We start from the raw sequence: 22,494 nt of genomic DNA on the forward strand, positions 1-22,494 counted from the left end.
AGCGCCATCGCCGATTACAGCGAGTAGTACATCTCGAACTCGATCGGATGCGTCGTCATGCGGAACTTCGCCAGCTCCTGCTCCTTCAGCGCGAGGTACGCGTCGATCATGCCGTCGGTGAACACGCCACCGCGCGTCAGGAACTCGCGATCCTTGTCGAGCGCTTCCAGTGCCTGGTCGAGGCCTGCGCAGACGGTCGGGATCTTTGCATCCTCTTCCGGCGGCAGGTCGTACAGGTTCTTGTCCGCTGCTTCGCCCGGATGGATCTTGTTCTGCACGCCGTCGAGACCGGCCATCATCAGCGCGGTGAAGCACAGGTACGGGTTGGCCATCGGGTCCGGGAAGCGCGTTTCGATACGACGGCCCTTCGGGTTCGACACGTGCGGAATGCGGATCGACGCGGAACGGTTGCGTGCCGAGTACGCGAGCTTCACCGGCGCCTCGAAGTGCGGAACCAGGCGCTTGTACGAGTTCGTCGTCGGGTTCGTGATCGCGTTCAGCGCGCGAGCGTGCTTGATGATGCCGCCGATGTAGAACAGTGCGAATTCCGACAGGCCGGCGTAGCCGTTGCCCGCGAACAGGTTCTGGCCGTCCTTCCAGATCGACTGGTGAACGTGCATGCCCGAACCGTTGTCGCCGACGACCGGCTTCGGCATGAACGTCGCCGTCTTGCCGTACGAATGCGCGACGTTATGGATGATGTACTTCGACCATTGCGTCCAGTCCGCGCGTTGCACGAGCGTCGAGAACTTCGTGCCGATTTCGTTCTGGCCCTGGCCCGCGACTTCGTGGTGGTGCACTTCAACCGGGATGCCGAGCTGTTCGAGCAGCAGGCACATTTCCGAACGCATGTCCTGGAACGTGTCGACCGGCGCGACCGGGAAGTAGCCGCCCTTCGTACCCGGACGGTGGCCCGTGTTGCCGCCTTCGAATTCCTTGCCAGCCGACCACGGCGCTTCTTCCGAGTTGATCTTCACGAAGCAGCCCGACATGTCCGTGTTCCACTGGACGGAGTCGAAAATGAAGAATTCCGGTTCCGGACCGAAGTAGGCGGTGTCGCCCAGGCCCGTGCTCTTCAGGTACGCTTCGCCGCGCTTCGCGAGCGAACGCGGGTCGCGCTCGTAGCCCTTGCCGTCTGCCGGCTCGACCACGTCGCAGGTCAGCACGAGGGTCGACTCTTCGTAGAACGGGTCGATGAACGCGGCGCTCGGGTCCGGCATGAGCAGCATGTCCGACGCCTCGATGCCCTTCCAGCCGGCGATCGACGAACCGTCGAATGCATGGCCGCTCTCGAACTTGTCTTCGTCAAACGCCGAAACCGGCACCGACACGTGCTGTTCCTTGCCGCGCGTATCCGTGAAGCGGAAATCGACGAACTTGACGTCCTCGTCCTTCACGAGCTGCATGACGTCGGCGACGGTTTTACTCATAACCTCTTCTCCTGATTGAACAATTCCGGCGGACTGGGAACCGCCTCGTTTATCGAGCTGCCCGGAGTCTTGCTTGGCGCAGCGTGCCCCGGGTCGACCGAATTCTATATAGCAGCTTCCGTGCCAGTCATCGCAAAACCGACGCGAATCGTGCCAGGCCGCGCCGCAGCGGGGCTCCGCTGCGCAATTCCGGGGCCAAGCGCCGCACTATCGGCTGCACGCCGGCACCACCATGGTGCACTTGGTTCCCTCCACCATCACACGAACACATCTTTGGTGCACGCCAGTCATTCTGCACGCTTTTGGTGAAACCGTGCGCGGTGCATGCGCGCGCGGACATGCGGACATCCGCCCGCCGGCGCCGCGCTAGAATATTTGTTTAACGATATGGAGACCTCCCGCCATGAGTACGCTCGACCAGCTTTACGCGAAGGCCGAAGAACGCCGCGCCCAAGGCGCACTCGACTATGCCGGCGCACTGCTGCCGGTCGAGGCATTCGAACTGCTGCAGCTCGATCCGTCGGCGCGCCTCGTCGACGTGCGCACGCGTGCAGAGCTGGACTGGATCGGCCGCCCGCTTGTCGGCGACGGCCAGTATCTGCACATCGAATGGACGCGTTATCCGGGCGGCGTGCCGAATGCCGAATTCATCAATGAACTGAAAGCGGCCGTGCCTGCCGATACGCCGATCCTGTTCCTGTGCCGCAGCGCCGCGCGCTCGAAGCTCGCCGCGGTCGCATCCGCGCAGGCCGGCTTCACGAAGGCGTTCGACCTGCTCGAAGGCTTCGAAGGCGGCAAGGACGCCGAAGGCCACCGCAAGACGGTCGACGGCTGGTGCTTCCGGAAACTGCCGTGGATCGGCGCCTGAGCGCGCGTCCGCTCAGTCACTCCCGCCTGCGACATCGTCGAGCCGGGCGATGACATCCCGATGACGGGCCGCGTTGCGCGGCCCGTGTTGTTTCCGCAGCCGCGGTTGCGGCACGCATGCGAGAACGATGCGCGCGCCGCTCACGCGCGCGGCGCGTCCGGTTCGACGACGTCGCCGCCGAGCAGATGCACGCCTTCGCGCAGCTTCACGAACGCGGCCGCGACCGCTTCCGGCTCGCCCTTCACACCGAGATCGATATGCCGGCGCGCGTAGATCCCGCCGCGCTCGGCGTCGCCGACGCTCGGCAGGCTGAACACGCGCACGCCGGGAAAATCGCGCTCGATCTTTTCCATCAGCGGCGTGAGCGTCGATTCCGGCAGTTCGAACACGTACAGCGAGCGCTCCGCATGCGGCGTCGCGTGATGCAGATGGCGGTACTTCGTGTCGAGCACCCATTCGATCATCGGCCACGCCATCACCGGGAAGCCCGGCACGAAATGGAGATCGCCGACCGAGAAGCCCGGAATCCGGTTGTAGCCGTTCGGGATGATCGTCGCCCCGGCCGGAAACACGCCCATGTTGAAGCGGTGCCGGTTTTCCGGCGACTCGAAGTCGACCGGCGTGGCCGGATCGGCATGCGTCTCGCGGATGCGCTCCGAAATCAGCGCCTTCGCTTCCGGATGCAGCTCGAGCGGCACACCGAGCGCGGCGGCCGCGCACTGGCGCGTGTGGTCGTCCGGCGTCGCACCGATTCCGCCGGTGGAAAACACGATGTCGCCGGACGCGATCGCGCGTGCGAGCGTCGCGGTAATGCGCGCCGGATCGTCGCCGACGTATTCGGCCCAGTCGAGCGCGAGGCCGCGCGCGCCGAGCAGCTCGATGACCTTCGCCAGATGCTTGTCCTGCCGGCGGCCTGAAAGGATTTCGTCGCCGATGATGATGATGCCGATACTCATGCCTGCCCCATGTCGATTGCGGTGGCGCGCGAGCTCGCGCGCAGGTCGTCGAGCGCGCGCAGGCAATAGTGCCCGAACCACAGCGCCGAGAAGACGAGGATGAAAGCGTAAACCCAGATCATCGCTGCTGCCACGAACGGAAACAGCACCATCATCCAGATGGATGACACCCATACGAACGTGGGCACGGTGCCGAGCAGGCCGGTCGCGACGCCGATCGCAATCAACGGCCAGCGATGCTGGCGCACGAGCGCGCGGCGTTCGTCGCGGCTCGCATGCTGAGCGAGCGCGTCGTAGGTCATCACGCGGTACGTGAGCCAGCCCCAGATCACCGGCGGCAGCAGCGCGAAAAACGGCGGGATCAGCCACAGCGGAATCGTGACGACGAGCAGCACGACGCCGACGATCGCCGCGCCGAGCGAATTGAACACGCTGCCGACGAACGTGCCGCCCCGCTTTGCTTCGAGCGCGACGAACTGGCGGTTCGACAGGTGTTTGATCACGACCGGCATCGAGATCGTCGCGATCAGCAGCAGCACGGTCAGCACGATCAGCGGAATCGCGAGCGACACGACGACGAACGGCGCGACGACCGCATGCAGTTGCGACATGCCAAGCGCGTCGAATGCGCGATACAGCGCGGCGGTCAGCACGAACCCGTCGAGCGCGCCGCGCGCGACGTCGATCAGCGTCTGCCACGAGAACCACAGCACGACGCCCCATAGCAGCGCCGACACGACGAATGGCATCAGGGTCAGCCACAGCATGCGCGGGTGCAGCGCGCTGGCGAATGCCCGGACGAAGGAGCGCAGCAAGTCGTTCATGCGGACCTGTATCGAGGAAGAAAAACGGGGAAAGGATAAACCACGCGGCCCGCGTGCGCCAAAGCGCAGGCGGGCCGTGTCGGAAAGGCGTTCAACGGGAAGAAGGGACCGGCTCAGGCCGACGCCGCGCCGCGCTTTGCCGGCACAAGGCGGCGGAAGATCCGCACGAACGCGAGCCAGTGCTGCGCCCAGAAGCCGTCGCCGTAGGACACGCCTTCGACCTGCTCGCGAATGCCGGTCGGCTCGACCGTGCGGTTCCACGATGCAGTGCCGAACATCATGTCCCACCACGGGAACAGCACGCCGAAGTTGCAGCCGTACTTGGTGCCTTCGTGGCCGTAGCCGACCGCGTGGTGGCGTCGGTGGAAGGTCGGACTCACGAGCAGACGCTCGCCGAGCCGGCCATACGACAGCCGCGCATTCGTATGCTGAATGCTTTGCAGGAAGTTCGTGACCGCGGTCAGCACGACGAATTGCGACGGCGTCACGCCGATCACGAGCGCGATCGCCGCGAAGAAGCACGACTGGATCACGTCGTCGAGCAGGTGGTTGCGGTCGTCGCACCACAGCGACATCTGGCGCTGGCTGTGATGCACCGCGTGCAACTCCCACCAGATGCCGAACTTGTGCTGCCAGCGGTGATACCAGTAGCCGGCGAAATCGAGCACGACGAGGTAGATCGCGAACGCGACGATCGGCTGCGACGTCACGCCCGGCCACAGATAGTCGAGGTTGAAGTTCGACACGCCGTGCAGGCGCAGCCACGCCTGGAACCGGTCGAACACCGGCTGCAGCGCGAAGAAGAAGAACAGCGTGTAGATGCCGAGCTTCGAGATTGCCGTGTAGATCACGTCGACCCGCACCGCGCGGCGGTTCTTCCACCGCTCGACCGGTGCGAGCGCCTCGAGCGGGCGCAGCAGCGCGAACATCAGCACCATCTGCAGCGCGCCGACGATTACCCAATACAGCGCGTCGTAGGTGTCCTCGTCATAGTCCATCAAGTTGAACTTGAAGAGGAGCGGCTGCACGACGTCGACGTACAGCCAGGTCTGGATGTCCGACACGAACGCATCGATCAGGTGCAGCATCGTCCGCCTCCGCCGGTCACGCGCCGTTCGCAGCCTTCCACGGCGCGCGGTCGTAGAAGTAGATCCCGTGCGGCGAGCGGCCGACGGCGATCGTCTGCACCAGCTTGCGCGATGCAAGATCGATGATACCCACCTTCTTCGCGAAGCGGAACGTCACCCACAGCGTCTTCTTGTCGGCGGACAACTCCATGTCGTCCGGCCCCGGCAGCAGGCCCGTGATGTCGCCGACGTTGGTCAGCGTGTTTTCGTCGATGATGCTGATCGTGTTCGCGACCCGGTTCGTGACCGCGACATGCGTGCCGTCGGCGAGCGAGCGGAAGTTGTGCGCGCCCTTGCCCGTGTAGATTTCCTTGACGACCTTCTGGTTGCGCCAGTCGACCACTGCGACGTAATCGGCGCCGGTCATCCCGACCAGCAGGAACTTGTCGTCCGGCGTGAGCCACAGGCCCGCCGGCACCTTGCCGACCTTCATCTTCCACTTGACCGTCTGCGTCGGCAGATCGATCGCCGCGATCTCGCCGGATACCTGCAGCGACACGAGCAGCGTCTTGCTGTCCTTCGTGAATGCGAGGTGGCTCGGCATCACCGCGAGCGGCACACGCTTCGCGAGGTGCAGGTCACGGCCGTCGTAGCTGTAGAGGTCCACGCGGTCGAGCCGCAGCCCGGCCGCCGCGAACCATTTGCGATCGGGCGAGAAGCCGAGCTGGTACGGATCGTCGATCCCTTCGACGGTGCGCTGCACCTTACCCGTCTTCGGGTCGAGGAACATCAGGCTGTTCGAGACCGAATTCGCGACGATCAGCGACGCATTGTCGGGCGTCGCCATCAGGTGGTGCGGTTCCTTGCCGGTCGGCATCGTGGAAACGACCTCGCGGGTCTGCTGGTCGATCAGGGAAAGCGTCGCTTCGGCCGAGTTGAGGACGATCACGTTGTTCGCGTGTGCGGCTGGCGCCAGCACGGCGGCGGCCAGCGCAAGCGTGCGGCCGAAGGAAAGGAAAGTGCGCATGAAGACTCACGTCGTGGAACAGCAGTCATTGTAGAACGTTCGGCGGGCCTCTCCGGTTGACCCGGGGCCGTGTTGCGCCACTTCGCCGCATGCCGCGGCGGCCGTGCACCCCGCCGCGGCGCACGCCGCACGGCGGGGCCAGAGCGCTGCCCCGCCACCGGCCGGGACGAGCGCCGCCGCGCTAGCGCTGCATCGACTCCCAGACCTTGTGCAGGCGCTTGACAGAGACAGGCATCGGCGTGCGCAGTTCCTGCGCAAACAGCGAAATCCGCAGTTCCTCGAGCAGCCAGCGGAATTCCGCGAGCCGCGGATCCACGACGCCGCCGCGCTGCGACACCGCGCGCTGGTATTGCTGGACGAGCGGCAGCAGCTCCGCCGACTGCTTCGCGTCGCGCGCCGGGTCCGCCTTCAGCTTGTCGATTCGCAGCGCCATGCCCTTCAGGTAGCGCGGGAAATGCGCAAGCTGCGCGTAAGGCGTATCGATCACGAAGCGCTTGCCGACCAGCGCACCGAGCTGCTGCTGCAGATCGGCATGGGCCTGCACGAACGGCTTCGCCTGCGCGAGCTTCTTCGCGAGCCCCGCGTATTCCGCGAGGATCTGGCCAACGAGCCGCGCGATCTCCTGCGCGAGCAGGTTCAGGCGGCTGCGGCCCTCGTCGCGGCGTGCGTGGAAGCTCGCATCGTCGTCGGGCAGCGGCTCCTGCAGGCACGCGCGATCGAGCGCCGTGTCGATCAGCTGGTCGCGCAACTCGTCCTGAGTGCCGAGCGACATGTACTGCATCGCCATTTCGCGCAGCCCCGGCAAATTCTTCTCGAGGAACTTGATCGGCTCCTTCAGCTGCAGCGCGAACAGCCGCCGCAAGCCGGCGCGGTGAATGCGTGCGGCCTCCTCTGGCGAGTCGAACACCTCGACGTCGCAATGCGTACCGCGATCGACGAGCGCCGGATAGCCGTACAGCGTCTGGCCGCGCCGGCGTATTTCCAGCAGCTCGGGCAGCTTGCCGAAATTCCACGTCGTCAGGTTCTCGTACAGCGCGGTCGCGCCGGCTTCCGCCGCAACGCCCGTATGCGGTGCGGCGCCCTTGCCCGGCTTCCCGCCCTTCGCCGCTGCGCCCGGCGCGGCCGCGGGCGCCGACGCAGGAGCCGCGCCCGCTTCGCCGCCGGGTGCGATCGTCGATGCAGCAGCGATTTTCTGGAACTGCTGCTGCGCCTGCGTGCCGAGCTCCTGGCGCAGTTGCGCGAGATTGCGCCCCATCGCGAGCTGGCGGCCGTGCTCGTCGATCACCTTGAAGTTCATGAACAGGTGCGCGGGCAGCGTTTCGAGCTTGAAGTCGGCCGTCTTCATCGCGACCTGCGTCTGGTCGCGCACGTCGGCAATCACCGCCTCGACGAGGCCGCCCGCGCCAAAGCGCTCGCGGCCCGTGCGCTCGACGAAACCGGCCGCGTATTCGGGCAGCGGCACGCAGTGGCGGCGCAGCTTCTGCGGCAGCGATTTCAGGAGCAGCTGCACCTTCTCCTTCAGCATCCCGGGCACGAGCCATTCGCAGCGGCGTGCGTCGACCTGGTTCAGCGCGAACAGCGGCACCGCGAGCGTCACGCCGTCGCGCGGCGTGCCGGGCTCGAAGTGGTACGTGAGCGTCATCTCGACGCCGGCCATCGTCGCGCGCTTCGGGAACAGCTCGGTCGTCACGCCGGCCGCCTCGTGGCGCATCAGATCGTCGCGCGACAGGTACAGCAGCCGCGCTTTGTCTTCCGGCTGGCCGCCCTTCTTCACTTCGTCGCGATACCAGCGCTCGAACGCGGCGCCCGTGTGGATGCCTTCCGGAATCGCGTGATCGTAGTACGCGTAGATCAGCTCGTCGTCGACCAGCACGTCCTGCCGGCGCGACTTGTGCTCGAGCTGCTCGATATCCGCGAGCAGCTTGCGGTTGTGCGCGAAAAACGGCAGCTTCGTGTCGAATTCGCCGTCGACCAGCGCGCCGCGGATGAACAACTCGCGTGCGCGCGCCGGATCCTGCTTGCCGAACGCGACGCGGCGCCGGTTGTAGATCGGCAGCCCGTAAAGCGTCGCGCGCTCGAAGGCGCTGACCTGCGCGGGACGTTTTTCCCAGTGCGGCTCCGACAGCGATTTCTTCAGCAGATGCGCGCCGATCTTCTCGACCCACTCGGGCTCGATCTTCGCGAGGCAGCGCGCGTACAGCCGGCTCGTCTCGACGAGTTCGGCCGCCATCACCCAGCGGCCGGCCTTCTTCGCGAGCGCGGAGCCCGGCCACAGGTAGAACTTGATCCCGCGCGCGCCCAGATAGTGCGGATCGTCGTCCGCTTTCATGCCAATGTTGCCGAGCAGACCGGTCAACAGGGCCAGGTGCACCTGTTCGTAAGTCGCCTCGGCGTCGTTGAGCCGCCAGCCGTGCTCGCGCACGACCGTCAGCAGCTGCGAATGGACGTCGCGCCACTCGCGCAGCCGCAGGTGCGACAGGAAATTCTGCCGGCATGCGTCGATGAGTTGGCGATTCGACTTCTTGTGCGCGACGGCTTCTTCGAACCACGCCCAGATCTTCAGCCACTGCAGGAATTCGGAGCGCTCGTCGGCAAACCGGCGGTGCGCCTGGTCGGCCTGCTCCTGCGCGTCGATCGGACGGTCGCGCGGGTCCTGCACGGACAGCGCGCTCGCGATGATCAGCACCTCGCGCAGCGACTGCTGGTCGCGTGCGGCAAGAATCATCCGGCCGACGCGCGGGTCCAGCGGCAGCCGCGCGAGCTCGCGGCCGAGCGGCGTCAGCGCGTTGTCGTCGTCGACCGCGCCGAGCTCGTTGAGCAGCTGGTAGCCGTCCGCGATCGCGCGGCCGGGCGGCGGTTCGAGGAACGGGAACGATTCGATCGCCGTCAGGTGTAGCGACTTCATCCGCAGGATCACCGACGCGAGCGACGAGCGCAGGATTTCCGGATCGGTGAAACGCGCACGCGCCTGGTAGTCGCTTTCCTCGTACAACCGGATGCACACGCCGTCGGCCACGCGCCCGCAGCGACCTGCGCGCTGGTTCGCGGCGGCCTGCGAGATCGACTCGACCTGAAGTTGCTCGACCTTGTTCCGGTACGAATAGCGCTTCACGCGCGCGAGACCGGTATCGACGACGTAGCGAATGCCCGGCACCGTCAGCGACGTTTCGGCCACGTTCGTCGCGAGCACGATGCGGCGCGCGTTCGACGCCTTGAACACCTTGTCCTGATCGGCGGCCGACAGCCGCGCGAACAGCGGCAGGATCTCGGTGTGCGGCGGATGGTGCTTGCGCAGCGCCTCGGCCGCCTCGCGGATCTCGCGCTCGCCCGGCAGGAACACCAGCACGTCGCCGGGGCCTTCGCGGCACAGTTCGTCGACCGCGTCCACGATCGCATCCATCAGGTCGCGTTCGGCCTCGCGCGCGGTCTTCACGCGGTCGCGGCCGCCCGTCCCTTCGGCGTTCTTGACGGCCGGACGATCCTCGGCCACCGGACGATAGCGCATCTCGACCGGATACAGCCGCCCGCTCACCTCGATCACCGGCGCCGGACGTTCGTCCGTGCCGAAATGGCGCGCAAAGCGGTCGGCGTCGATCGTCGCAGACGTGACGATCAGCTTCAGGTCGGGCCGACGCGGCAGGATCTCTTTCAGGTAGCCGAGCAGGAAGTCGATGTTCAGGCTGCGCTCGTGAGCCTCGTCGATGATCAGCGTGTCGTACGCCTTCAGCAGCGGGTCCGTCTGCGTCTCGGCGAGCAGGATGCCGTCCGTCATCAGTTTCACGGACGCGCCGGGCGCAAGATTGTCGGTGAAGCGCACCTTGTAGCCGACCACTTCGCCGAACGGCGTGCCGAGTTCCTCGGCGATGCGCCGGCCGGTCGACGACGCGGCGAGGCGCCGCGGCTGCGTATGGCCGATCAGGCCGGTGCCGCCGGCGCCGAGGCCGCGCCCCAGATCGAGACAGATCTTCGGCAGCTGCGTGGTCTTGCCCGAACCCGTTTCGCCGCAGACGATCACGACCTGGTGAGCGGCGATCGCGCGAGCGATCTCGTCGCGCTTGCCCGACACGGGCAGGCTTTCCGGGTACGTGATCGGCGGGACCGGGTTCGGCGGCACGGCCGCGCGCGGCGGGCGCTCTCGACGCGGCGCACGCTCGGCAGCTTCCGGCGCGCGCTTTGCGGCCGGGCGGCCCTGCGGGCTCGGCTGGCCGTCGCCGTCGTTGCGGCGCCGTTCGTCGCCGCGCGGCGGCTTGCCCGCCTGCTGTTGCTGTTGCTGCTGCTGGCGCGGCTCGCCGTGCTGCCGGCGCGCATCGGCCGCACCTTCCGGGTGCTTCGCCGACGGCGCGTTGGCCCGCGTCGGCGCGGGACTTTTAGGTACATTCGACATGGGGGCGCATTATAATCCCGCCCATGAATTCCCAAACCGACCTCCCACCCGCCCAGACCGGCGCCGCGACGCCGCCGGCCGCCGACGATTCGGCCGCCAGCCACGCGCAGTTCGTCGACTGGATGCGCTCCGTCGCGCCCTATATCCACAAGTTCCGCAACAGCACGTTCGTCGTGGGGTTCGGCGGCGAGGTGGTGCAGCAGGGGCTGTTGAACGCGCTCGTGTCCGACATCGCGCTGCTGCAGGCGATGGGCATCCAGATCGTGCTCGTGCACGGCTCGCGGCCGCAGGTCGAGGAGCAGCTGAGCCTGCACGGAGTCGAATCCGAGTTTTCGCACGGGCTGCGCATCACCGATGCGCGCGCGCTCGAATCCGCGAAGGAGGCGGCCGGCGAAGTGCGCCTCGACATCGAGGCCGCGATCAGCCAGGGGCTGCCGAATTCGCCGATGGCGCACGCGCACATCAGCGTCGTGTCCGGCAATTTCGTGACCGCACGGCCGGTGGGGATTCTCGACGGGGTCGATTTCGCACACACGGGCATCGTGCGCAAGATCGACGCCGAATCGATCCGCCACTCGCTCGCGAGCCGCAAGCTCGTGCTGCTGTCGCCGCTCGGCTTCTCGCCGACCGGCGAGGCGTTCAACCTGTCGATGGAAGACGTCGCGTCGGCCGCTGCGATCGCGCTGCGCGCCGACAAGATCATCTTCCTGACCGAAGCGCCCGGCATCGTGGACGACGAAGGCGTGCTGATTCGCGAAATGTCGCTCGACGCGGCCGCCGAACTGCTCGATTCGGGCAACATCCAGGGCGACGACGCGTTTTTCCTGAAGCATTCGATCCGCGCATGCCGCGGCGGCGTGACGCGCGCGCACCTGATTCCGCAGTCGCTCGACGGCAGCATGCTCCTCGAGCTGTTCCTGCACGACGGTGTCGGCACGATGATCTCGTACGAGAACCTCGAAAGCCTGCGCGAGGCGACGCCTGACGACGTCGGCGGCATCCTCGCGCTGATCGAGCCGCTCGAGTCGGACGGCACGCTGGTGCGGCGCGGCCGGCACCAGATCGAACGCGACATCGACCACTTCTCGGTGATCGAGCACGACGGCGTGCTGTTCGGCTGCGCGGCGCTGTATCCGTACCAGCAGGAAAAGATCGGCGAGATGGCGTGCCTGACGGTCGCGCCTGAAGCACAGGGCTCGGGCGACGGCGAGCGCCTGCTCAAGCGCATCGAGCAGCGCGCCCGCGCGCGCGGCCTCACGCACATCTTCGTGCTCACGACGCGCACCGAGCACTGGTTCCTCAAGCGCGGCTTCGTCAAGGTCAGCGTCGACGACCTGCCGGAAGACCGCCGCAAACTCTATAACTGGCAGCGCAAGTCGCTCGTGCTGATGAAACAGCTCTGAGCGCAGGCACGCCCGCCCTCCCCCAGACCGATTACAGGAGAAGTACACGATGGCTCGAATGATCCAATGCGCGAAGCTCGGCAAGGAAGCCGAAGGCCTCGATTTCCCGCCGCTGCCGGGCGAACTCGGCAAGCGCATCTACGAAAGCGTATCGAAGGAAGCGTGGCAAGGCTGGCTCAAGCAGCAGACGATGCTGATCAACGAGAACCGCCTGAACATGGCCGACCCGCGCGCACGCCAGTATCTGATGAAGCAGACCGAGAAGTACTTCTTCGGCGACGGCGCGGATCAGGCGTCCGGTTACGTGCCGCCGACGGAAGGCTGAAGCACCGCGAATCGCGCGGGCCGGTCGCGCCGGCCGCGTTGCGAAGCGAAACAAGGCAAACGGCACCGTGTATCGCACGGTGCCGTTTGCTTTTGGGAGGGCGGAATCGGGTCGATGCGATCCGGCCGGCGCGTGCGCTGCCGCCGAATCGGCAAATCGCGCCGGCACGGCGGATTCAACCAGCCGGCTTCAACGCAGCGCGGTCGCCCGCCTGCGCGGTCTCGCCGGTCGGACTTTCAGCGCTCGCGCCTTCGGCACCCCATTCGGCCGCATCGCTGCGCTCGGCCGTCGACAACTCGTCCGCGCGGTAGCCGGTGCGATTCAGCAGCGCGAGCATGCATGCGAGCGACACGAGCGCGTACAGCCCCGACGCGATCGCGACGCCGACGATGCTGCCGGTCGCGTTCAGGATCGCCTGCGCGAGCACCGGCGTGCCGCCGCCGACGACGAGCGCGCTCAACTGATACGCGAGCGACAGGCCCGTGTAGCGGATGTTGGCAGGAAACACGCGCGCGAGCACGCCGCCGACCGCGCCGTAGAACATCGCCGACGGGATCGTCGAGATGCACATCCCGGCGACGGCGATCCAGTACGAACGCGTCGCGAGCGCATGGAACATCACCGGCATCAGCACGATCTCGGGAATCAGGATCCAGCACATCGCGCGCCGCATGTCGACTTTCGACACGAACCACGCGCCGACCGGCTGCATCAGGAACTGCACGACGAGCGAGAGCGACAGGATGCCGAGAAACGTGCCCTGCGCGTAGCCGAGTTCCTTCGTCGCCCACGACAGCGCGAAGGTGCTACGGAAATACGTGACGTTGATCACCGGCAACGTGCCGGCCGCGAGCAGCACGACGGGCCAGTGGTCGCGCACGACGTCGCGCAGCGGCAGCTTCACCGTGCGCTTGCGCGCGAGCACGCGCTGCATGTCGATCGATTCCTCGAGCCGCAGCCGGATCACCATCCCGATGATCACGAGCACCGCCGACAGCAGGAACGGAATGCGCCAGCCCCACATCAGGAACGACGGCGTCGGCAGCGTGCTCAGCGCGAAAAAGGCGGCGGTGGCGAGCAGGTTGCCGGTGGGCGAACCCTGCTGCGCGAACGCCGCATAGAGGATGCTGCGATGCTTCGGCGCGTTCTCGCTCGCGATCAGCACCGCGCCGCCCCACTCGCCGCCGACCGCGATGCCCTGCAACACGCGCAGCACGACAAGGCCCGCCGGCGCCCACACACCGATCGACGCATAGCCGGGCAGCAGGCCGATGCCCGTCGTGGCCAGCCCCATCATCACCAGCGTGATCACGAGCGCGGTCTTTCGGCCGACGCGATCGCCGAGATGCCCGAACACGATTCCGCCGAGCGGCCGCGCGGCAAAGCCCGCCCAGAACGTGACGAATGCGAGCAGCGTCGCGACGCCCGGATCCATCGTGCTCGAAAAGAACACCTTGCCGAACACGAGCGCGGCGGCGGTGCCGTAGATGTAGAAGTCGTACCACTCGATCGTGGTGCCGACGAATGCCGCGACGGCGGCACGGCCAGGCCGCGGCTGCGCGGCGGACGGGGATTGCGGACGGCTCATCGATGTCTCCATGATTCTGATCGGCGGCGCGACTGTCGCGCGCCTTGCCGGATGGCCGGCCTTGCGCCGCCGGCTGGCGGTCGTGCTTTACGTCGCTTTACGTCGCCTTCATTGCCTTGCGTCGAGCGGCTTGTCCCTGCAAAGCGTCGGGTCCGGCGCGACCTTCAGCACGCCGGCGTCGAGCAATCGTTGCTGGAGCGCGGGATCGACGCCGAGGCGGTCGAGCACCGCGCGCGTGTCGCGGCCGAGCACGGGCGGCGGCGAACGATAGGTCGCCGGCGTGCGCGACAGCTTCACCGGCGACGCCGTGCCGCGATATGCGCCGATCTCGACGAACAATTCGCGGTGCAGCGCATGCGGGTCGCGCGCGACGTCGGCGACCGTGCGCACCGGCCCGCACGGCACGCCCGCCGCCATCAGGTCGCGCGCCAGCGGCTCGCACGGATGGGCGGCGAGCCGTGCCTCGAGCTCGGCCTTCAGTTCGGGCCGGTGCGCGCAGCGGCTGCGGTTGTCGGCGAAGCGCGGATCGCCCGCGAGCGCCGGCGCGCCAAGATGCGCGACGAGGCGCGCGAACTGCCGGTCGTTGCCGACCGCGAGGAAGATCGGCGCCGTCGCCGTACGATAGCTGTCGTACGGCGCGATGTTCGGATGCGCATTGCCGCTGCGTTCGGGCACGCGCCCCGAGCCGAAGAAGTTCGGCAGGTGAGGATGCAGCAGCGACACGCCGCAGTCGTACAGCGCGATGTCGATCGACTGCCCCTGCCCGCTTCTTTCGCGCTCCGCGAGCGCGAGCAGAATGCCGGCAAGCGCGTTGAGCCCGGTGACCATGTCGACGATCGGCAACCCGATGCGCATCGCGTCGCCATCGCGCTCGCCGTTCACGCTCATCAGCCCGGCCATCGCCTGAATCACCGCATCGTAGCCGGGCAACCCGCCGAGCGGGCCGTCCTCGCCGAAGCCCGTCACCGCGCAGTGGATCAGGCGCGGGAACCGAAGCCGCAGGTCGCGCGCATAGTCCATGCCCCAGCGCGCGAGCGTGCCGGGCTTGAAATTCTCGACGAGCACGTCGGCGTCCTCCAGCAGGCGCCACAGGATCGCGCGCCCTTCGTCGCGGGACAGATCGAGCGCGAGCCCCTCCTTGTTGCGGTTCACGCCCATGAAATACCACGCGGTGTCGCCGAGGAACGGCGGCCCCCAGCCGCGCGTCTCGTCGCCGTCCGGCGGCTCGATCTTGATCACGGTCGCGCCGTGATCCGCGAGCGCCTGCGTGCAGTACGGACCGCCGAGCACGCGGCTCAGGTCGACGACCTTGAGCCCGTCGAGCGCGCCGCGCAGCGCGTTCATCGCTTCCGTCGCGCTCATCGCTCGACCTCCGGGAGCAGGTCGAGCGCCATGTCGAGCGGTACCGGTGTGCCGCGCAGCAGCGCGTCGAACGCCGCCGCTTCGTCGTCGCGCGACGCCGGTGCGAGCGGGTCGACCGGCAGAAGCTTGTGACGCACGACCAGGTGCGCGAGCGCGAGGCGCCGGTAATCCGGTGCGAGCTGTGCGCCCTCGCACGCCATCAGCACGGCCGCGCTCGCGTAGTAAAGCGCCGACGCGGCCTGTCGCACGCGCGCGTCATCGCCTTCCGCCGCGACCCGCGCGAGCGCATCGCACGCACGCGCGAGAATGCGCCGCAGCGCCGCGCGACTCGCATCCGGCAGCGGTGCCGCGCCGAGCCGGTCGGCGAGGAACGTGCGCAGCGCGTCGAGCGCCTGCTCGCGCTGCGCGGCGCGCGCGACGTCGAGCGCGACGATGTTGCTGGTGCCTTCCCAGATCGAGCCGAGATGCGCGTCGCGCACGAGGCGCGCATCGCTCCATTCCTCGATGTAGCCTGTGCCGCCGCGCACCTCCATCGCGTCGCCCGTCACGCGGCGCGCATCGCGGCACGCGCGGAACTTGATCAGCGGTGTCAGGATGCGCACGCAGCGCGCGGCGTGCTCGTCGCCCGCGTCCGCTTGCGGCAGCAGCAGCGCGATGTGCATGAACATCGCGCGCGCGGCCTCGGCGGGCAGCAGCATCTTCATCAACTGACGCTGCATCAGCGGCATCTCGATCAGCTTGCGGCCGAACGCGGCGCGATGCGCGGCCACGTGCAGCGACTCGTTCAGCGCGCGCCGCATCAGGCCCGCCGCGCGCACGCCGTTCGACAGCCGCGACATGTTGATCATGTCGGCCATCTGGTGAAAGCCGCGGCCGATCTCGCCGATCAGCCAGGCCTGCGCGCCTTCGAGCGCGATCTCGCCGCTCGCCATCGAACGGCTGCCGAGCTTGTCCTTCAGCCGCACGATCCGGTAGCGATTACGCGTGCCGTCCGGCAGCGTCTTCGGCAACAGGAACAGCGCGAGTCCCTTGATGCCGTCCGGCGCGCCGTCGGGCCGCGCGAGCACCATCGCCAGGTCGGCGTCCGCGTTCGAGCAGAACCACTTGTCGCCGTACAGGCGCCACACCGCGCCGCCCCGCGCGTCGGCTTCGCGCACCGCACGCGTCGCGATGCGGCCGACGTCCGAGCCGGCCGCCTGCTCGGTCATGAACATCGCGCCCTGGAACAGCGTGTCGAAATCGCGCGACGCGAGCCTCGGCAGATAGTGTTCGACGAGCGCCGGATCGCCGAAACGACGCAGCGTGCGCGTCAGCGAATCGGTCATGCTGACCGGGCAGCACAACCCGAATTCCGCCTGCACGAACAGGAACGTCAGCGCGTATTTGACGAGCGGCGCCACCGCCCCGGGCTGATGGCTCAGCGCCGCGAGCCCTAGCTCCGAGTAAGCGACCCGTTCGAGCGCGACATACGCGGGATCCTTGTCGATCCGCTGCACGGCTTCGCCGCGCCGGTTGCGATGCTCGAGCACGGGCGGATGCTTGTCCGCGCGCGACGCCCACGCGTCGAGTTCGCCCGACACGCGCGCGCCGAGCGCGTGCAGCTGCGGCTCGAGTTCCGCGTAGCGGGTCGCGCCGAGATGCAGTTTCAGCAACGCGCCGAGATCGGGATCGGCCGTGAAGAAGTTGATGCCCCGGCTATCGGGGATGTTGTTGGCCGCACCGGTGTCCGGCGTGCGAGCGGTGTCGTTCATGCATGCGTCTCCATGGTGGCCCGGCTGCCGGCCGGTGCCCGCGCCGTGGCGGCGCGGCCGGCGGGTGCCAGGCGTTCGACAGAGCGTAGGCGCGCGATCGATAAGCGTCCAATACAGGATTTATCCGGTACGATAAACGATGCTTATCGATGCCGATGCGGGGAGGACGCACCATGGAACTGAGGCAGTTGCGCTACTTCGTGGCGGTCGCCGAGGAGCTGCATTTCGGGCGCGCGGCGAAGCGCCTGTTTATCTCGCAGCCGGCGCTGAGCTTCGACATCCGCAAGTTCGAGGATGCGCTCGGCGTGCAGCTTTTTTCCCGCACCAACAAGACGGTCGCGCTGACCAACGCGGGCGCGGTGCTGCTCGGCGAAGCGCGCCGGCTGCTGCTGCAGGCGGCCGAGGCGGAGCGGCTCACCGTACGCTCGGCGTCCGGTCTAGCGGGACGGCTGCGGATCGGCTTCGTCCATTCGATGCTGTATCGCGGGCTGCCCGACGCGGTGAGACGCTTCGAGGCCGACTATCCGGGCGTCGAGATCGTGCTGAGCGAGATGAACACGCAGGCGCAGGTGCTGGCGATCCAGCGCGGCCAGATCGATCTCGGCTACGCGCACTGGGGCCACTGCCCGCCCGAAGTCGAATCGGCGCCCGTCTACGCGGAACCGTTCGTCTGCTGCCTGCCGGCCGCGCATCCGCTCGCACAGCGCCGGCAGGTCGCACTCGCCGCGCTGGCCGCGGAACCGTTCATCCTGTTTCCGCGCGACGCGGCGCCGCACTATCACGACCTGATCATCGCGCAATGCGTGAACGCGGGATTCAGCCCGCTGATCCGTCACGAGGCGCGGCTCTGGCAGACGATCCTGTCGATGATCGAATTCGGGATGGGCATCGCGCTCGTGCCGCGCGTGCTGCAGCAGGTGAAGAGCGACCGGCTCGCGTTCCGGCCGCTGAAGGATGCGTCGCTGGAATCGCGCACGCTGGAGCTGAAGCGCAGCGGCACCGCCGAACCGGTCGCACTGCGCTTCGCGGACTACGTGCGCACGTCGATCGACGCGCTGCCCGCGCTTGTGGGCTGAGCCGGCGCGCCCGCTGCGCGCCGGTAGTGCCACGCTACTTCGCTTCCGGCTGCAGCACCGGTTGCGCGCGCCGATACCACACCGCATACACGACGGACAGCGCTATCAGGAACGGAATGCCGAAGATCAGCGTCATGTGGAACTCGGCCGTGAAGTAGGTCGTCACCATCACTGCCAGCATCAGCGTTGCGCCGAGCAGCGTCAGCAGCGGAAAGCCGCGCATGCGGAACGCGGGTGCCGGCAGGCCGAGCGCCGCGCGCCGCCGCCGAAAGCAGTAATGCGTCGCGAAGATCATCATCCACGTGAACAGCGCGCCGAACATCGACACCGCCATCATGATCGTGAACGACTCGCCCGGATACAGTACGCTCAGGACCGTCGCGAGCGCGATGCCGAGCGTCGACAGCATCAGCGCGCCGAACGGCACGCCGCGCGCGTTCACTTCGCCGAGCGCCTTGGGCGCGTAGCCCGCGCGCGACAGGCTGAACATCATCCGCGTCGTGATGTAGATCTGGCTGTTCATCGCGGACAGCGCGGCGATCAGCACGACGAAATTGATCACGCCGGCCGCGCCCGGCAGGCGGATCGCCTCCATCACCTTCACGAACGGGCTCTCGTCGCGCCCCGCTGCCGTCCACGGCACGATCGCGAGCATCAGCGCAAGCGTGACGAGATAGAACAGCACGAGCCGCACGATCGTCGAGCGGAACGCGCGCGTGACCGCGCGCTCGGGATCTTCCGCCTCGCCCGCGGCGACGGCGATCATCTCGATGCTCAGGTAGCTGAAGATCGACACGATCACCGCGACCCACATCCCCCACATCCCCTTCGGGAAGAACCCCCCGTGCTCGGTGTAATGGTGGAAGCCCGCGCCGGCCGCGCCGTCGCCGACCAGCGCCGGATTGCCGAACACGACGTACGCGCCCAGCACGATGAAGCCGACGATCGCCGCGATCTTCACGACCGAGAAGCCGTATTCGACCGCGCCGAACACGTCGACGCTGCGCGCGTTGACGAACACGAGCAGCGCCGAGAAGCTGACGATCCACAGCCAGCCCGGCACGCCCGGGAACCAGTACTTCATGTACAGCGCGATCGCGGTGACTTCGGTGCCGACCGCGAGCACGATGCACGCCCAGTACGCATAGCGCACGAGGAACCCAGCCCACGGGCTCACGTAATGTTCGGCGTACGCACCGAACGACCCGGAGGTCGGGTGCACGACCGTCATCTCGGCGAGACAGCCCATCAGCAGCAGCGAGATGAACGCGCCGATCGCGTAGCTGACGAGCACGCTCGGACCGGCGAAGCCGATCGCGAAGCCGCTGCCGAGAAACAGACCCGTGCCGATCGCGCCGCCGATCGCGATCATCGCCATCTGCGGTGCGGAAAGCGTGCGGCGCAGACCCTGCTCGCGCGCCGTGATGTGCTGGAATTGCCCTTCTGATTGCATCGAATGACCTCGTTCGAAAACGTGTGTCCGGTCGAACCGCCGACGGCGCACGGACCGGCGCCGGACCGCACCGGCCACCGCGCGCCACGTGCTCAGAACAGGTGGCGCAAGCCGGCCGCGATACCCGTCTGATTGCCGCGTCCGGGCATTTCGGTGAACGCGCCGCCTGTCACCCGGTTGTAGTCGACCGTCGCGTAGACCTGCGTGGCCTTCGACAGAGCGTACTCGGCCTCGAGCACGCCCGTATAGCGCTTCCCGCCGTTGCCCGCGATGCCGTTCACGTTGCGGATGTCGTCGTAATACGCAACGCCCGTCACCGAGACTGCCGGGGTGACCTTCAGGCTCGCGCCGGCATAGAAGATCGCGTCGCGGCGCGGATTGTCGCCGAACGAACCGTAGGTTACGTCGCGGCCCGGCGCATTCAGCAGCTGTCGGTCGAGCATGCCAGTGCGGTCGATCCCGCCCAGATAGCCGGCGTACAGCGTCGTCGCGCCGAACGCGTAGCGCGCACCCGCGCCCCATGCCTGCTGCGCGCGGCTCGTCAGGTCGCGCACCTGCTGGTAGGTCGCGCCGACCATCAGCCCGCCGAGCGTGTACGACGCGTGCGTGCCCCAGTACGCATTCGCGCCGAGGCTGCCCGCGACACCGCCGAAACCGTAGCTCGCGCCGACGTTCAGTCCGCCGAACGTGCCGTCGTAGCTGACCACGTTGCTCGCGCGGCCCTGCGTGAGAAAGTACGGCCACATGTTGGCCGTGTAGTTGCCGACCGTCAGCGGATCGAGATCGCCGAACAGGTTGAACGCCTCGGTCGCCTGCCGGCCGAGCTTCACGGTGCCCCAGTCGCTCGCGAGACCCACGTACGCGTAGCGGCCGAACAGCGCGCCGTCGAGCTGCCCGGTCTGCGGCTCGAAGCCGCTCTCCAGCCGGAAGATCGCTTGCAGCCCGCCGCCGAGCGCTTCGCTGCCCTTCAAGCCCCAGCGGCTGTTGGTGATCGCGCCGTTGGTCATCTGCACACTGGCGTCGTCCGATGCGTTCGCATGCGTCGTGTAGCGAATGCTCTGGTCGACGATGCCGTACAGCGTCACGCTGCTTTGCGCCATCACGCCGCTGGCGGCGAGCAGGCCCGCCATCGTCGGTAGTGCGAATCGAGTAATGCGCTTCATCTTCGTCTCCATCCTTGTCTGAATTGTTGTGTTCGTCGGGGGTGTTGGTACTTGTCGCTAATCGCGGGTGCTGCAATCGTCGCGAAGTCGCGTGCCGGCTAGCCGCGTGCCGCCGGCAGCGCGACGTACGCGACGAGTTCGACGCGCATCTCCGGATGCGCGAAGCCCTGCACGCCCACGCACGTGCGGTTCGGGTACGGTTCGCGGAAGTGGCGCCGGTATTCGGCGTCGAATTCGGGCATCGCCTTCACGTCGGACAGGTAGACGAGCACCTGCGCGACGTCGTCCATCGTCGCGCCGGCCGCCGCGACGGCCTTCGCGAGATTGCCGAGCGTGATGCGCGCCTGCTCGGTCATCGTGTCGCCGGCGATCGCGCCGGACCCATCGACCGGCCCGTGGCCGGTAAACATCAGCCCGCCCGCGCGGGTCGCCCACGAGAACGGCTGCGCGAGCTGGGGCAAGTCGACAGGGATCGTATCTGCCATCGTGTACTCCTTCGGTTCGGCCCGGCCGCTCATGCGGCCCGGCGCGACGGGGCGCCGAGCACGTCGGCGATCGCGTGCGCGACATGATCGACGTTCGCGTCGTTCAGGCCCGCGATGCACATGCGGCCGGAGCGCAGCAGGTAGACGCCGTGCGCCGCGCGCAGCCGGTCCACGTCGGTCGCGGCGATGCCCGTGTAGCTGAACATGCCGCGCTGCGTGACGAGCGCATCGAACGCGGGCGTCGGCAAGCGCGCGTCGAGCCGCGCCTTCAGCGCGCCGCGCATGCGCTTGATGCGCGTGCGCACCTCCGCCACCTCGTCTTCCCAGCACGCGCGCAGAACGTCGTCGTTCAGCACGGTCGACACGAGCTGCGCGCCGAACAGCGGCGGGCTCGAATAGGTGCGGCGCACGCCGGCCTGCAACTGGCTCAGCACCGTCGCCGCTTCGCTCGCGCCCGCGCAGACGATCGACAGGCCGCCGACGCGCTCGCCGTACAGTGAGAAGTTCTTCGAAAACGAGTTGCTGACGATCGCCGGCAGCCCCGCTTCGACGATCGCACGCACGGCCCATGTGTCGTCGTCGAGCCCGTCGCCGAAGCCCTGGTACGCCATGTCGAGGAACGGAATCAGCCGGCGACGCGCGAGCACGTCGATCACCGCGCGCCATGCGTCGCGGCCGAGGTCGAGGCCGGTCGGGTTGTGGCAACACGGCTGCAGCAGCACGATGCTGCGCGCCGGCAGCGCGTCGAGCGCCGCGAGCATCGCGTCGACGCGCAGGTCGTTGCGCGATTCGTCGTAGTACGGGTAGGTGTGCACGTCGAGACCGGCCGCCGCGAAGATCACGCGATGGTTGTCCCACGTCGGATCGCTGACCCAGATCGCGCTGTCGGGAAAATAGCGCTTCACGAACTCCGCGCCGAGCCGCAGCGCGCCCGAGCCGCCGAGCGTCTGCAGCGTCGCGATGCGTCCTTGCGCGAGCGCCGCGCAGTCGGCGCCGAACACGAGGCGCTGCACGCCCTGCCGATACATGGCGAGTCCCTCCATCGGCAGATATGTATGCGGCGCGCCGGCGTCGCGCACGCGCTCGGCCGCGAGACGTGTGCTCTCGAGCACGGGGATCCGGCCCGCATCGTCGTAGTAGAGCCCAATGCTGAGATTGACCTTGTGCGGATGGGCATCCTGCTGGAACGCCTGGAACAGCGACAGAATCGGGTCGCCCGGATAGGCGGGAACGTGTTCGTACATGGCGGTATGACGGTAGAAGTTGAAGGCGGCGAGGCGGCCGGCGGCGTGACAGCAAGTCAGGTCGCGCGGTCGGAGGCATGGGGCGCAT

The 22,494-nt window shown here is 67.6% G+C and carries 17 protein-coding genes; 4 read left to right on the plus strand and 13 right to left on the minus strand.

The annotated features are described in order from the left end of the window. Positions 1-14 precede the first annotated feature (14 nt). The gene (gene glnA / locus WK25_RS10425) at positions 15-1,430 is read right to left on the minus strand and encodes a type I glutamate--ammonia ligase (protein ID WP_040144590.1); all 1,416 of its coding nucleotides are present in this window, start codon (positions 1,428-1,430) and stop codon (positions 15-17) included. A gap of 403 nt (positions 1,431-1,833) precedes the next feature. Here glnA and WK25_RS10430 point away from each other — a divergent pair, with 403 nt between their 5' ends. Continuing rightward, positions 1,834-2,298, plus strand: coding sequence for a rhodanese-like domain-containing protein (locus WK25_RS10430; RefSeq protein WP_040144591.1), 465 nt, complete (start codon positions 1,834-1,836; stop codon positions 2,296-2,298). Between the two features lie 140 nt (positions 2,299-2,438). Here the strand turns inward: WK25_RS10430 and WK25_RS10435 are convergent, their stop codons facing one another. From WK25_RS10435 to hrpA, 5 genes are all read right to left on the minus strand, one after another. Next, positions 2,439-3,254 (minus strand): competence/damage-inducible protein A, encoded by an 816-nt coding sequence (locus tag WK25_RS10435; protein ID WP_069241546.1) that lies wholly within the window; start codon positions 3,252-3,254, stop codon positions 2,439-2,441. Next, positions 3,251-4,078 carry an EI24 domain-containing protein gene (locus WK25_RS10440; RefSeq protein WP_059546139.1) on the minus strand — a complete coding sequence of 276 codons (828 nt, stop codon included), beginning with the start codon at positions 4,076-4,078 and terminating at the stop codon, positions 3,251-3,253. Before WK25_RS10440 ends, WK25_RS10435 begins: the two co-directional genes overlap by 4 nt. Before the next feature lie 113 nt (positions 4,079-4,191). Then, positions 4,192-5,166 (minus strand): sterol desaturase family protein, encoded by a 975-nt coding sequence (locus tag WK25_RS10445; RefSeq protein WP_040144594.1) that lies wholly within the window; start codon positions 5,164-5,166, stop codon positions 4,192-4,194. Between the two features lie 16 nt (positions 5,167-5,182). After that, positions 5,183-6,172, minus strand: coding sequence for a beta-propeller fold lactonase family protein (locus WK25_RS10450; RefSeq protein ID WP_040144595.1), 990 nt, complete (start codon positions 6,170-6,172; stop codon positions 5,183-5,185). A 181-nt stretch (positions 6,173-6,353) separates the two neighbouring features. Next, complete coding sequence (hrpA, locus tag WK25_RS10455) at positions 6,354-10,556, minus strand: ATP-dependent RNA helicase HrpA (protein WP_069241547.1); 4,203 nt, start codon at positions 10,554-10,556, stop codon at positions 6,354-6,356. Between the two features lie 23 nt (positions 10,557-10,579). Here hrpA and argA point away from each other — a divergent pair, with 23 nt between their 5' ends. Both argA and WK25_RS10465 read left to right on the plus strand, forming a co-directional pair. Continuing rightward, the gene (gene argA / locus WK25_RS10460; RefSeq protein ID WP_040144597.1) at positions 10,580-11,959 is read left to right on the plus strand and encodes an amino-acid N-acetyltransferase; all 1,380 of its coding nucleotides are present in this window, start codon (positions 10,580-10,582) and stop codon (positions 11,957-11,959) included. A gap of 49 nt (positions 11,960-12,008) precedes the next feature. Next, entirely contained in the window at positions 12,009-12,284 is a 276-nt protein-coding gene (locus WK25_RS10465) for an oxidative damage protection protein (protein WP_006478357.1), read from the plus strand. A gap of 175 nt (positions 12,285-12,459) precedes the next feature. On the opposite strand, the gene WK25_RS10470 is transcribed toward WK25_RS10465, so the two are convergent. The 3 genes from WK25_RS10470 to WK25_RS10480 all read right to left on the minus strand — a co-directional run bounded on the left by WK25_RS10470 (position 12,460) and on the right by WK25_RS10480 (position 16,985). Continuing rightward, positions 12,460-13,872, minus strand: coding sequence for an MFS transporter (locus WK25_RS10470; protein WP_069241548.1), 1,413 nt, complete (start codon positions 13,870-13,872; stop codon positions 12,460-12,462). A 108-nt stretch (positions 13,873-13,980) separates the two neighbouring features. Further along, positions 13,981-15,216, minus strand: coding sequence for a CaiB/BaiF CoA transferase family protein (locus WK25_RS10475; RefSeq protein WP_069241975.1), 1,236 nt, complete (start codon positions 15,214-15,216; stop codon positions 13,981-13,983). A 14-nt stretch (positions 15,217-15,230) separates the two neighbouring features. Then, the gene (locus WK25_RS10480; protein WP_069241549.1) at positions 15,231-16,985 is read right to left on the minus strand and encodes an acyl-CoA dehydrogenase family protein; all 1,755 of its coding nucleotides are present in this window, start codon (positions 16,983-16,985) and stop codon (positions 15,231-15,233) included. Positions 16,986-17,158: 173 nt separating this feature from the next. Here WK25_RS10480 and WK25_RS10485 point away from each other — a divergent pair, with 173 nt between their 5' ends. Next, positions 17,159-18,061 carry a LysR family transcriptional regulator gene (locus WK25_RS10485; RefSeq protein ID WP_040144600.1) on the plus strand — a complete coding sequence of 301 codons (903 nt, stop codon included), beginning with the start codon at positions 17,159-17,161 and terminating at the stop codon, positions 18,059-18,061. A 34-nt stretch (positions 18,062-18,095) separates the two neighbouring features. Here the strand turns inward: WK25_RS10485 and WK25_RS10490 are convergent, their stop codons facing one another. The 4 genes from WK25_RS10490 to WK25_RS10505 form a co-directional block, all read right to left on the minus strand. Beyond that, positions 18,096-19,514 (minus strand): amino acid permease, encoded by a 1,419-nt coding sequence (locus WK25_RS10490; RefSeq protein ID WP_069241550.1) that lies wholly within the window; start codon positions 19,512-19,514, stop codon positions 18,096-18,098. A gap of 92 nt (positions 19,515-19,606) precedes the next feature. Further along, entirely contained in the window at positions 19,607-20,644 is a 1,038-nt protein-coding gene (locus WK25_RS10495) for a porin (RefSeq protein ID WP_069241551.1), read from the minus strand. A 131-nt stretch (positions 20,645-20,775) separates the two neighbouring features. Next, a complete protein-coding gene (locus WK25_RS10500) occupies positions 20,776-21,162 on the minus strand; it encodes a RidA family protein (RefSeq protein ID WP_040144993.1) in 387 nt (128 codons plus the stop codon). Between the two features lie 29 nt (positions 21,163-21,191). Then, the gene (locus tag WK25_RS10505; protein WP_069241552.1) at positions 21,192-22,406 is read right to left on the minus strand and encodes an amino acid aminotransferase; all 1,215 of its coding nucleotides are present in this window, start codon (positions 22,404-22,406) and stop codon (positions 21,192-21,194) included. Positions 22,407-22,494: the final 88 nt, after the last annotated feature.

The organism is Burkholderia latens (assembly GCF_001718795.1).
In the GTDB taxonomy this organism is placed as follows: domain Bacteria; phylum Pseudomonadota; class Gammaproteobacteria; order Burkholderiales; family Burkholderiaceae; genus Burkholderia; species Burkholderia latens_A.

Coding starts and splice junctions, on each gene's coding strand:
- glnA (WP_040144590.1), bottom strand. CDS start 1,430: ATGAGTAAAACCGTCGCCGACGTCATGCAGCTCGTGAAGGACGAGGAC.
- WK25_RS10430 (WP_040144591.1), top strand. CDS start 1,834: ATGAGTACGCTCGACCAGCTTTACGCGAAGGCCGAAGAACGCCGCGCC.
- WK25_RS10435 (WP_069241546.1), bottom strand. CDS start 3,254: ATGAGTATCGGCATCATCATCATCGGCGACGAAATCCTTTCAGGCCGC.
- WK25_RS10440 (WP_059546139.1), bottom strand. CDS start 4,078: ATGAACGACTTGCTGCGCTCCTTCGTCCGGGCATTCGCCAGCGCGCTG.
- WK25_RS10445 (WP_040144594.1), bottom strand. CDS start 5,166: ATGCTGCACCTGATCGATGCGTTCGTGTCGGACATCCAGACCTGGCTG.
- WK25_RS10450 (WP_040144595.1), bottom strand. CDS start 6,172: ATGCGCACTTTCCTTTCCTTCGGCCGCACGCTTGCGCTGGCCGCCGCC.
- hrpA (WP_069241547.1), bottom strand. CDS start 10,556: ATGTCGAATGTACCTAAAAGTCCCGCGCCGACGCGGGCCAACGCGCCG.
- argA (WP_040144597.1), top strand. CDS start 10,580: ATGAATTCCCAAACCGACCTCCCACCCGCCCAGACCGGCGCCGCGACG.
- WK25_RS10465 (WP_006478357.1), top strand. CDS start 12,009: ATGGCTCGAATGATCCAATGCGCGAAGCTCGGCAAGGAAGCCGAAGGC.
- WK25_RS10470 (WP_069241548.1), bottom strand. CDS start 13,872: ATGAGCCGTCCGCAATCCCCGTCCGCCGCGCAGCCGCGGCCTGGCCGT.
- WK25_RS10475 (WP_069241975.1), bottom strand. CDS start 15,216: ATGAACGCGCTGCGCGGCGCGCTCGACGGGCTCAAGGTCGTCGACCTG.
- WK25_RS10480 (WP_069241549.1), bottom strand. CDS start 16,985: ATGAACGACACCGCTCGCACGCCGGACACCGGTGCGGCCAACAACATC.
- WK25_RS10485 (WP_040144600.1), top strand. CDS start 17,159: ATGGAACTGAGGCAGTTGCGCTACTTCGTGGCGGTCGCCGAGGAGCTG.
- WK25_RS10490 (WP_069241550.1), bottom strand. CDS start 19,514: ATGCAATCAGAAGGGCAATTCCAGCACATCACGGCGCGCGAGCAGGGT.
- WK25_RS10495 (WP_069241551.1), bottom strand. CDS start 20,644: ATGGCGGGCCTGCTCGCCGCCAGCGGCGTGATGGCGCAAAGCAGCGTG.
- WK25_RS10500 (WP_040144993.1), bottom strand. CDS start 21,162: ATGGCAGATACGATCCCTGTCGACTTGCCCCAGCTCGCGCAGCCGTTC.
- WK25_RS10505 (WP_069241552.1), bottom strand. CDS start 22,406: ATGTACGAACACGTTCCCGCCTATCCGGGCGACCCGATTCTGTCGCTG.